We start from the raw sequence: 9,185 nt of genomic DNA, 5'->3' as shown, positions 1-9,185 counted from the left end.
GCCACCGGGTCCGCCCGGTCGTGGGCGACAACCAGCGAGATCGCCGCCACCACACCCTCCGGTACGCGGATCGGTGCGGCCACCGAGAGGGCATCCATCGTGACCTGGCGGTCGCTGACCGCGTACCCGATCCGGCGCACCTCCGCGAGGCAGCTACGCAGCCGCCTCGGGTTGGTGATGGTCATGTCGGTGTACCGCTCCAGCGGCGCGGCCAGCACCTGCTCCTGAACCTCGGCGGGCGCGTGGGCGAGCAGGACCAGCCCGACGCCGGTCGCGTGCAGCGCGAAACGACCCCCCACCCGGGTGAGCACCGGCACCGCGTGGCGCCCGGCGATCCGTTCGATGAAGACGAGTTCGAGGTCCTGCCGCACGGCGAGTTGGACGTTCTCGTGGGTCACCTCGTACAGGTCCTCCATGACCGGCAGGGCCAGCTCCCGCAACCCCACGCCCCTCGGGGCGAGCGAGCCCACCTCCCACAGCCGCAGACCGATCCGGTACCGCCCGTCGTCGCCACGTTCCAGCGCACCCCACGCGAGAAGTTCGGCGGCCCGCCGGTGCACGGTGGGCAGGGGCAGCCCGGTGCGGCGGGCCATCTCGCTCAATGTCAACGCCGGGGTGGCCGGGCTGAACGCGTCGAGCAGCGCCAACACCTTGCTCGTCACCGACCGTCCCGGCTCTGCGCGCACCCCGTCATCATCCCCGCCCGCGCCGGGCGGTCACAGCTCCAGCACGAGTCGGGGCGTAATGGCCCGGGAGACGCAGATCATCATGGTGTCCCCGGCGGCCCGCTCCTGCTCGGTGAGCAGGCTGTCGCGATGCTCCGGCACGCCGTCGAGCACCGGGGTCTCGCAGGTGCCGCAGGTGCCCTCCCGGCAGGACGAGAGGACCGGCACGCCGGCTTCCTCCACCGCCTGCAGGATCGGTGTGCCCGGCGGGACGATCACCGTCCGCCCGGAGAGCGCGAGTTCGACCTCGATCGTCGTCTCCGGCGCCCCGGTGTCGCCCAGGGGGGTGAAACGCTCGACGTGCAGGCAGCCGGGTGGCCAGCGCCGGCAGTGCTCCTCCACCGCGCTGATCAGCGCTTCCGGCCCGCAGCAGTAGACGAGTCCGGTGCCGGGGCGGCCCAGCAACCCGACCAGGTCGAGCAACCCGGTCTCGTCCTGCGGGTGCAGGCTGACCCGGTCGCCGTACCTCTCCCGCAGGGTGGTGGCGAAGGCCATGCTGGCACGGCTGCGGCCCCCGTACACCAACCGCCAGTCGGCGCCCGCGGCGTCGGCGGCGGCGACCATCGGTGCGATGGGGGTGATACCGATGCCACCGGCGACGAAAAGGTAGCGCCGCGCCGCGACCAACGGGAAGGTGTTGCGCGGTCCGCTCACCCGGACGGTCGCGCCGACAGTGAGCCGCTCGTGCACCAGTCGGGAGCCGCCACGTCCGTTGGGTTCGCGCCGCACCGCGATCCGCAGCACGGAGCGGTTCACCGGGTCGCCGCAGAGGGAGTACTGGCGGGCCAGCCCGGCGCTCAACTCCAGGTCGATGTGCGCGCCCGGCGTCCACCCGGGCAGGTCACCGCCGTCCGCGCGGCGCAGACAGATGGCCACGACCTCGGCGGCCACCTCTTCCCGGCCGGCAACCACCAGCTCCGCACCGGTCAGAACGTCCCCTGTCACTCGCGCATCGCCAGCCGCCTCGGCCGCCCGGGCACCGGCACGGCGACGCCCTGGTGCCCCTGCGGGTGGGCGAGCAGCCACTCCCACAACTCGACCGGCTCCTCGGCGAGGCGCTCGGCCCCACAGTGACAGATCCCGCGCAGCGTGTCGGTGCCCGGCACCCAGTGGATCCGGTAGACCCGGTCCCCACTGAGGGTGCCTGCTCGGGAACTCACCGCGCCGCTCCCACCGTCCCCGACCCGACCATCCGGGCCAGCAGCCGCCGGGCGGCCAGGCCGCCGGTGTCGATGTTGATGCTCAGCTCCTGATACCGGTCCGGCTCGGTCGCGATCACCTGCTCCAGGATGTTGAGAGCTGTCACGTCCTGCATGACCACTGTGTGGTTGCTGTGGTGCAGGTACTCGCTGACCGACTCGTCGTCGATCGCGAAGTCGCGCGCCACGGCCCAGAAGTCGTAGGTGGTGTGCTCGGTCGACGGGGTGATGGCGTACACGATCTCGGCGTGGAACGCTTCGCGGTCCTCGCCCTCGGCGGGCGGATAGACACCCTGCGGCGCGATCCGGCTGTGCAGGAGGTAGAGGCAGGGCGGGTGGAACTCGATGTCCTGCCACCGGGTGATCCGGCCCTGGATCCCGGTCGAGCGCGCGTAGAACGGCGGGCACTCGGCGTCGTCCATGTGCCGGCTGACGTAGACGATCCCCCGGTCCTCGTCCACCTCGGTGGTGATCGGGGTGTTCGCCACCTCCGGAGTGCCGATGTAACTGCCGTGCAGGTAGGTCTCGTGGGACAGGTCCAGGAGGTTGTCCACCAGCAGGCCGTACCGCGCGTTCAGTGGCACCATGCCCCGCACCACGGCGTAGCGGGGGTCGGCGAGCCACGGCGCGCGGGGAATCGCGGCCGGGTCGGCCCGGTCCAGGTCGCCGATCCAGACCCAGATGAAGGAGTCCTGTTCCACCAGTGGGAACGAGACCACCCGCGCGGTTCGCGGGATGCGCTGTTGCCCGGGTACGAAGACACACGCGCCGGTCGGGTCGTAGGTGAAGCCGTGATAACCGCAGACGATGGTGTCGCCGTCGAGCCGGCTCTCCGACAGTGGAAAGCGCCGGTGCACGCACCGGTCGGCGAGCGCCACCGCCTTCCCGGCACCGGTGCGGTACAGCACCATCGGCTCACCGAGCACCGTGCGGGCGAGCAGGTTCCGCCCCACCTCACTGCCGTAGGCCGCCACATACCACTGGTTACGCGCGAACACCATGCGACCGGACCTCCACGCAGACGGACGTCGATGGATCCGGATCGTCCCGTGCGGCGCCTCCTCCCAGGAACCAGAGCTTTCACTGAGTGAAAGGTCGACCCTCGCGCCTGTGTGGCTGCCGTGCCGGCGGCACGGCAGCCACCCGACGTCACCTGCTCTGCTTCTCCTGGCACGGCACGCAGAAGCGGGCGTGCGGGAGGATTTCGAGCCGCTCGGCCGGGATGCTCCGGCCGCACCTCTGGCAGGCGCCGTAGGTGCCGTCGCTGATCCGGTTCAGCGCACCGGTGATCTGCTCGATGTTCTGGCGGGTGGCCACCAGCAGGGCGGCCTGGTTGTGGGCCTCGCCGGGGTCGCCGGTGTCCGCGTTGAGCTCGGTCAGTTCCCGCAGCCGAGCTGTCTGGGTGGCGAAGTCGTCCGCCAGGGACGCTCGTAGGTCAGCCAGCCAACTCTGGTCGAGAGTAGGACGATGATGATCGACGCTCATGATCTGCCTTCCAGGGAAAACGGGTGGGAAAAACAAAAAGGGCCGAAGCTTGGATAGCTTCGCCCTGGCGGTCGTTCTGGGTATGCAACGACTCCGCAGGTGGGCCTCGGCCGGTTCGCATCGGGCTCGACGTTGTGTGCGCGGACACGGTGTGCGGCGCGCGGACAACCGGCACCCGCATGTCGGCCTCGGGGCGTGTGGCCGTCGGCACGCGCACAGCAGCGCCCACCACCACGTCAGTGGCGGCGGGCGAGCGGAAGGTCACCGGCGGCATGCCCCAACCATAGAGTGGCGTTGCCCTAATGCCAACGTTCAATGATGCTCACTGTTTACCGGTTGTCAGCTCGGGGTGAGGAGGCAGAACTCGTTGCCCTCCGGGTCGGCGAGCACCCGCCACGGGACGTCCTGCCCCAGCTCGATGGGGGTCGCGCCGAGACTCCGCAGCCGGGCCGCCTCGACCTCCGGGTCGTCACCGGGGTACGGACGGACGTCGAGGTGGACGCGGTTCCACCCGCTCTTGACGTCTGGGGTTCGGACGAACTCCAGGTAGGGGCCGACGCCCTTGGCGGAGCGCAGTCTCGCACCCTGATCGTTCACCTCGTGCAGGGTCCAATCCGTGGCCTCGCTCCAGAACCGGGCCATGGCTCGCGGGTCGGCGCAGTCGACCACCACGGCGGCGATCGGTCCCGTGTCCCGGTAGACCGCCCTGGGCTCCAGCACGCAGAACTCGTTGCCCTCCGGGTCGGCCATGACCGTCCACGGCACGTCACCCTGGCCCACGTCGGTGGCGGTCGCGCCGAGCTCCGTCAGACGGGCGACCACCTGCGCCTGGTGGGCCGCCGAGGTGGTGGCGAGGTCCACGTGCACGCGGTTCTTCACCGTCTTGGGCTCAGACGAGACGATCAGGTCGATACAGACAGCGACCGGGTCGGGGTAGACGAAGCCCTCGGGTTCGAGGTTGGTCACGCCGGGTCCCTCACTGGAGATTTCCCAGCCGAGCGCCTGCGCCCAGAAACCGCCCAGCGCGGAGTCGTTCCGAGCCTTCATGTTGATCTGCACAAGCCGCGTCGCCATGCCGCGATGCTAGGGCCTGTGCCCGCGTCTCGCTGACCGTCGTAGCCGCCTACCGCACTACCGTCCGCGATCGTCCGGGAGCTGCTCCTTCGTCAGGTGGAGCAGCCACCCCTCGCCGGTGCGGATGAGCGCGTATCGCCGGCGACCGGTGCGGCCGTGCAACGTGAACAGCATCCGGCGGTCGGTGCGATCATGCTCCTCCCAGGTGCCGATGTCGGCGATCGACTTGTCGACGTCCTCGTACGTGAGGTGAGCGAGGTCGTGGTCGGGCACGGCGATCGCGAGCCGGTTGTCGCTGGGGCTGTCCGGTAGACCGCGAGGCACCGCCCACGAGCGCAGCACACCATCTTCCTCAAGCCGCAGGTCGAAGTGCGGTCGTGGTTTGCGGTGGTGGTGCAGGACGAAGGCGGGTGCCACTCCCCCATTGTCGGCGCAGGCCGGCCCTGCCGCCTGTCGACGCGGTCACCTCACGCTGCCGAACCCACAGTCCGTCGATTTTTGCGTGGCACGCATATTTGCGTGTCACGCAATTGGTGCTAGCGTGGCGGCATGACGGGGCTGCGGGAGCGCAAGAAGGCCGAGACGCGGGCGGCGCTTGGTTGGGCTGCGATCCACCTCACCGCGGAGCGTGGCTACGACAACGTCCGCGTCGAGGACATCGCCGAGGCTGCCGGTGTCTCCCCGCGTACCTTCAACAACTACTTCTCCAGCAAGGCCGAGGCGATCGCCTCCCGCCACCTCGACCGCAGCCTGCGCACCGCCGCCGCGCTGCGCGAACGTCCCGCCGACGAGCCACTCTGGGTGGCGCTCACCCAGGCCGCGCTGGATCAGTTCACGCGCGGCCCCGAGGTCGAGGCGATGCCCTCCCCCGACCACGCCCGGTGGGTGGCCGGCGTACGCACCATGCTCGCCGAGCCCGCACTACAGGGCGAGCGGCTGCGCGCCACCGCCCTCGCCGAGGCCGAGCTTGCCGCGGCGGTCGCCGAGCGCACCGGCACCGACCTCGCCTCCGACATGTATCCGAGGCTCGTCGCGGCCGCCGCCAGCGCCGCCGTCGGCGTCGCCATGCAGCACTATCTCGACAGCGCCGACCCACCCGCCCCGATCGAACGCCTCATCACCGACGCCTTCACCCAGGTCGCCGCCGGCCTCCCGGCCCCACCCCGCTGAAGCTCCGCCCTCACGCAGGCACCACCTCACCCACCTCTCCAGCCGCATCACAGTCGCGCGGCGGGCCGGCCACGTGCCGCGCCTGCCGTGGCGATGACGCACACCCCGAAGGGATCACGACCATGATCGATGTCGCCATCGTCGGAGCCGGCCCCAACGGCCTCATGCTCGCCTGCGAACTGGCCCTCGCCGGCGTGCACCCCGTCGTCCTCGAACGCCACGCCGCGCCCACCGGCGAGCCCCGCGCCAACGGCCTCGTGGGACAGGTCGTCCGCCTGCTCGACCGACGCGGCCTCTACGCGCGGCTCAGCGGTGAGAGCACCCCGCCGGCCCCTCAACCGGCCTTCACCTTCGGCGCGTTCCCGCTGGATCTCACAATGCTCGCGGAGAACCCGCACTACGTGCTCGGAGTGCCGCAAGCCCAGCTCGAGGCCGGTCTCGCCGTCCGAGCCGCCGAACTCGGAGTCGACCTGCGCCGCGGCCACGAGGTCGTCGACCTCCGCCAACGCCCCGACGCGGTCGAGGTCCACCTCGCCGACGGTACGCAGCTCACCAGTCGCTTCGTCGTTGGTGCCGACGGCGGCCGCAGCGTGGTGCGCCGCCTCGCCGGTATCGACTTCCCCGGTGTCACCAACGACCGGTCGATCTCCCGCACCGCGACGGTGACCGTGCCTGCGTCGTCCCTCGACCCTGAGACGGGCGGCCTGCGCGTCCCCGGCTACGGTGTCGTCCCGCCGTTCCAGCACACCCGCACTGTGCGTGGCCTGATCGCCTGGGCCCCGTTCCCCGGCCGACCGGCGATCCTGAGCACGACGGAGTGGCCCGACCCGCCAACGAACGACGAAGCCCCGATGAGCCTGGCGGAACTCCGCGCCAGTGTCGCCCGGGTGCTCGGTGCAGACATCCCCCTCGGCGCGCCCGGCGGCCCCGGCCTGCTGCGGCGCTTGACCGGAGGCAACACCCGCATCGCCGCCCGCTACCGCGCCAACCGGGTGCTGCTGGTTGGCGACGCCGCGCACGTGCACCCCGCGATGGGCGGCCCCGGCCTCAACCTGGGCCTACAGGACGCGGTCAACCTGGGTTGGAAGCTCGCCGCCGCGGTGCGCGGCTGGGCGCCGAAGGGCCTGCTCGACACCTACGAGAGCGAGCGTCGCCCCGTCGCCGAACGGGTCGTCATGTCCACCCAGGCGCAGTCGGCGCTCATCGGCCCCGGCGACGAGATCAGCGGCTTGCGGGAACTCTTCGCCGAACTGCTGCGCAAGCCGGAGGTGACCGGGCACATCGCGGCGCTGATGTCCGGTGCGGACATCCGCTACCCCGCCGATCCCGCCGACCCTCTGGCCGGCCGCTGCGCGCCCGACGTGGTCGTGCACACCGAGCACGGTGCGACACGCCTCGCCGAGCTGACCCGCACCGCCCGGCCGCTGCTGCTGGACTCCACGGGTGCCTACGCCGGGATCGCCGCACCATGGCGAGACCGGGTCGACGTGGTCACCGGCTCACTGGAGGGCACGACAGCGGCCGCGTTGCTCGTACGCCCCGACTGCTTCATCGCCTGGTCGGCCGGGGACGCCGCCACGCTGCGCGCCTCGCTCGCCCACCACTTCGGCCTTCCACGATGACCACGAACCCATTTCGGGCTGGCCCTCTTCAGCGTGTCCTTGCGTCGTACGCCTTCCAGTCCTCCAGCGGAGTGAGCGGAACCGGCACGGGCCGCTGTGCCGTCGTCGTCAGCTCGATCCGCTGGCCTTCGGCCGCCGACCGCAGCAGGCTGGTCATGGTTTCGAGTACGTGCAGTGCGACCTCGCCGTCAGCGCGCGGGGCACGCCGATCGTCGGCCCTGACCAGGTCGATCAGGCCGATGCCCCGGGAAGCCTTGGCGTAACCGGCCTGCGGTTCGAGAGCGCGCCAGTCGGTGTCGCCGAGCGCGAAGACGCGGACCTCACCGTCGAAGTAGTTCGGGTCGGGCACGGCGAGCGTGCCGGCCTCGCCGTGCACCTCGATCGGTGCGGCCGTCGTCCGGACGCCGTCGAAGCTCGTCGTGATGGTGGAGAGCGCACCGTTCGTGTGCTCGAGCACGCCGGTGAGGTGGGTGTCCACCCCCACCGGGATCCGCTGGCCGGTGCGGGGGCCCGAGCCGATGACGCGCTCGGCGCGCAGGCGGCTGGCGGCGCCGGTCACCGACCGGACCGGCCCGAGCAGATGGATGAGCGCCGAGATGTAGTAGGGCCCCATGTCCAGCATCGGGCCGCCGCCCGGGGCGTAGTAGAAGTCGGGATTGGGATGCCAGCGCTCGTGCCCCGGAGTGACCATGACGGCCGACGCGGACATCGGGCGGCCGATGAGCCCGCCGTCGATCGCCGCCCGCGCCGTCTGTGTGCCCGTACCCAGGACGGTGTCCGGCGCGCACCCGACGCGGACGCCGGCCGAAGCGGCCCGTTCGATGATCGAGCGGCCGTCCGGGAACGTCACGGCGAGCGGCTTCTCCACATAGACGTTCTTGCCAGCGTCGATCGTGTCCAGCGAGATGTGGGCATGGGCTGCGGGGATGGTCAGGTTGAGCACGGTCTGCACGTCCGGGCGGGCGAGCAGCCGCTCGACGCTCATCGCCTCGGCTCCAGCAATCGTGGCCGCGACCTCGGCCGACCGGGAGGCGTCGAGGTCGGCCACCGCGACGATGTCGATCTCAGGGTGGTCCGCGAGGGTGTCCAGGTACGCGCGGGAGATGACCCCGAGACCTATGACGCCGACGCGGTGCGGGTCGCCCACACCATCCCCCTCTCGATCACGGTACGGACATCCGCGTGCTCCAGCACGTCGAGGCTGTGCCCCGGGGTCGTCACGACGACGCGCCCGGCACCCCACTGTCGGGTCCAGATGGCCGGTGAGGTGACCGGCCGATGCCACGGATGCCACGCCTGCGTCGGGTGGGTGGTCACGGCCAGTACGTCGATCAGGTCATCGTGCAGCACCCAGTACTGTTCGGTGACCAGGTCGAAGTCCTCGATGCCCGCAGTGATCGGGTGCTCTCGGCCGAGGTCGGTGACGCGCACCGTGTGCGGCAGGAAGTTGTCCTCCGGGCCACCGTGACGCTCACACGGCTCGAGGCCCGGGTGGGTCGCGAACTGGCCGCCCACCAGGTGCAGGTATTCGGCTGACGCGCGGAACGAGTCGACGACGCCGCCGTGCCAGCCGGTGAAGCCCGTGCCGGCGATGACCGCCGCGCTGAGGCCCGCCACCTGGTCCGCGGTGATCTGCGACATCGTCATGCACTGCACGACGAGGTCGGTCTCGGCCATCTCGGCGGTGTCGGCGTAGATCTCCGTCGACTCCTCGACCCGTACGGCATAGCCGCTACGTTCGAGGAAGGGGAGGAACAACTCCGTCGCCTTGACCGGCTGGTGCCCCTCCCAACCGCCCCGAACCACCAGTGCTCTCCGCTGCGCCACCGTCGCTCCCTCCCACGGTCCGTCGCCACCGGGCTGCCGCTCCCGCCCCGACGACGGGTCGCCGATGCCCAAACGTGCCGAGC

11 protein-coding genes are annotated in these 9,185 nt (G+C 71.0%); 2 read left to right on the top strand and 9 right to left on the bottom strand.

The features are described from left to right. The 7 genes from ABZ749_RS21410 to ABZ749_RS21380 all read right to left on the bottom strand — a co-directional run. Positions 1–686: IclR family transcriptional regulator (locus tag ABZ749_RS21410; RefSeq protein ID WP_357230251.1), on the bottom strand; the 686-nt coding region annotated here is incomplete at its 3' end. A gap of 30 nt (positions 687–716) precedes the next feature. After that, positions 717–1,670, bottom strand: coding sequence for a PDR/VanB family oxidoreductase (locus tag ABZ749_RS21405; protein ID WP_357230249.1), 954 nt, complete (start codon positions 1,668–1,670; stop codon positions 717–719). Further along, the gene (locus tag ABZ749_RS21400; protein ID WP_357230247.1) at positions 1,667–1,885 is read right to left on the bottom strand and encodes a hypothetical protein; all 219 of its coding nucleotides are present in this window, start codon (positions 1,883–1,885) and stop codon (positions 1,667–1,669) included. The genes ABZ749_RS21405 and ABZ749_RS21400 overlap by 4 nt, the downstream gene beginning before the upstream one ends. Further along, on the bottom strand, positions 1,882–2,925 hold the full coding sequence (locus ABZ749_RS21395; protein WP_357230245.1) for an aromatic ring-hydroxylating dioxygenase subunit alpha: 1,044 nt from the start codon (positions 2,923–2,925) through the stop codon (positions 1,882–1,884). The genes ABZ749_RS21400 and ABZ749_RS21395 overlap by 4 nt, the downstream gene beginning before the upstream one ends. A gap of 148 nt (positions 2,926–3,073) precedes the next feature. Then, on the bottom strand, positions 3,074–3,409 hold the full coding sequence (locus ABZ749_RS21390) for a TraR/DksA C4-type zinc finger protein (protein ID WP_357230243.1): 336 nt from the start codon (positions 3,407–3,409) through the stop codon (positions 3,074–3,076). A gap of 339 nt (positions 3,410–3,748) precedes the next feature. Further along, positions 3,749–4,483, bottom strand: coding sequence for a VOC family protein (locus tag ABZ749_RS21385; protein ID WP_357230241.1), 735 nt, complete (start codon positions 4,481–4,483; stop codon positions 3,749–3,751). 57 nt (positions 4,484–4,540) lie between these two features. After that, a complete protein-coding gene (locus tag ABZ749_RS21380) occupies positions 4,541–4,900 on the bottom strand; it encodes a DNA polymerase ligase N-terminal domain-containing protein (protein WP_124860959.1) in 360 nt (119 codons plus the stop codon). Between the two features lie 132 nt (positions 4,901–5,032). Here ABZ749_RS21380 and ABZ749_RS21375 point away from each other — a divergent pair, with 132 nt between their 5' ends. Both ABZ749_RS21375 and ABZ749_RS21370 read left to right on the top strand, forming a co-directional pair. Beyond that, positions 5,033–5,653, top strand: coding sequence for a helix-turn-helix domain-containing protein (locus ABZ749_RS21375; protein WP_357230238.1), 621 nt, complete (start codon positions 5,033–5,035; stop codon positions 5,651–5,653). A gap of 122 nt (positions 5,654–5,775) precedes the next feature. Beyond that, on the top strand, positions 5,776–7,275 hold the full coding sequence (locus ABZ749_RS21370) for an FAD-dependent monooxygenase (protein WP_357230236.1): 1,500 nt from the start codon (positions 5,776–5,778) through the stop codon (positions 7,273–7,275). A gap of 28 nt (positions 7,276–7,303) precedes the next feature. On the opposite strand, the gene ABZ749_RS21365 is transcribed toward ABZ749_RS21370, so the two are convergent. Further along, positions 7,304–8,422 (bottom strand): Gfo/Idh/MocA family oxidoreductase, encoded by a 1,119-nt coding sequence (locus ABZ749_RS21365; RefSeq protein ID WP_357230234.1) that lies wholly within the window; start codon positions 8,420–8,422, stop codon positions 7,304–7,306. After that, positions 8,392–9,081, bottom strand: coding sequence for a ThuA domain-containing protein (locus ABZ749_RS21360; RefSeq protein WP_357230253.1), 690 nt, complete (start codon positions 9,079–9,081; stop codon positions 8,392–8,394). The genes ABZ749_RS21365 and ABZ749_RS21360 overlap by 31 nt, the downstream gene beginning before the upstream one ends. Positions 9,082–9,185 lie beyond the last annotated feature (104 nt).

This window comes from Micromonospora sp. NPDC047753 (genome assembly GCF_040642735.1).
GTDB lineage: Bacteria > Actinomycetota > Actinomycetes > Mycobacteriales > Micromonosporaceae > Micromonospora.
The sequence above is the reverse complement of the archived record's forward strand: the minus strand, read 5'-3'. Positions and strand labels throughout refer to the sequence as shown.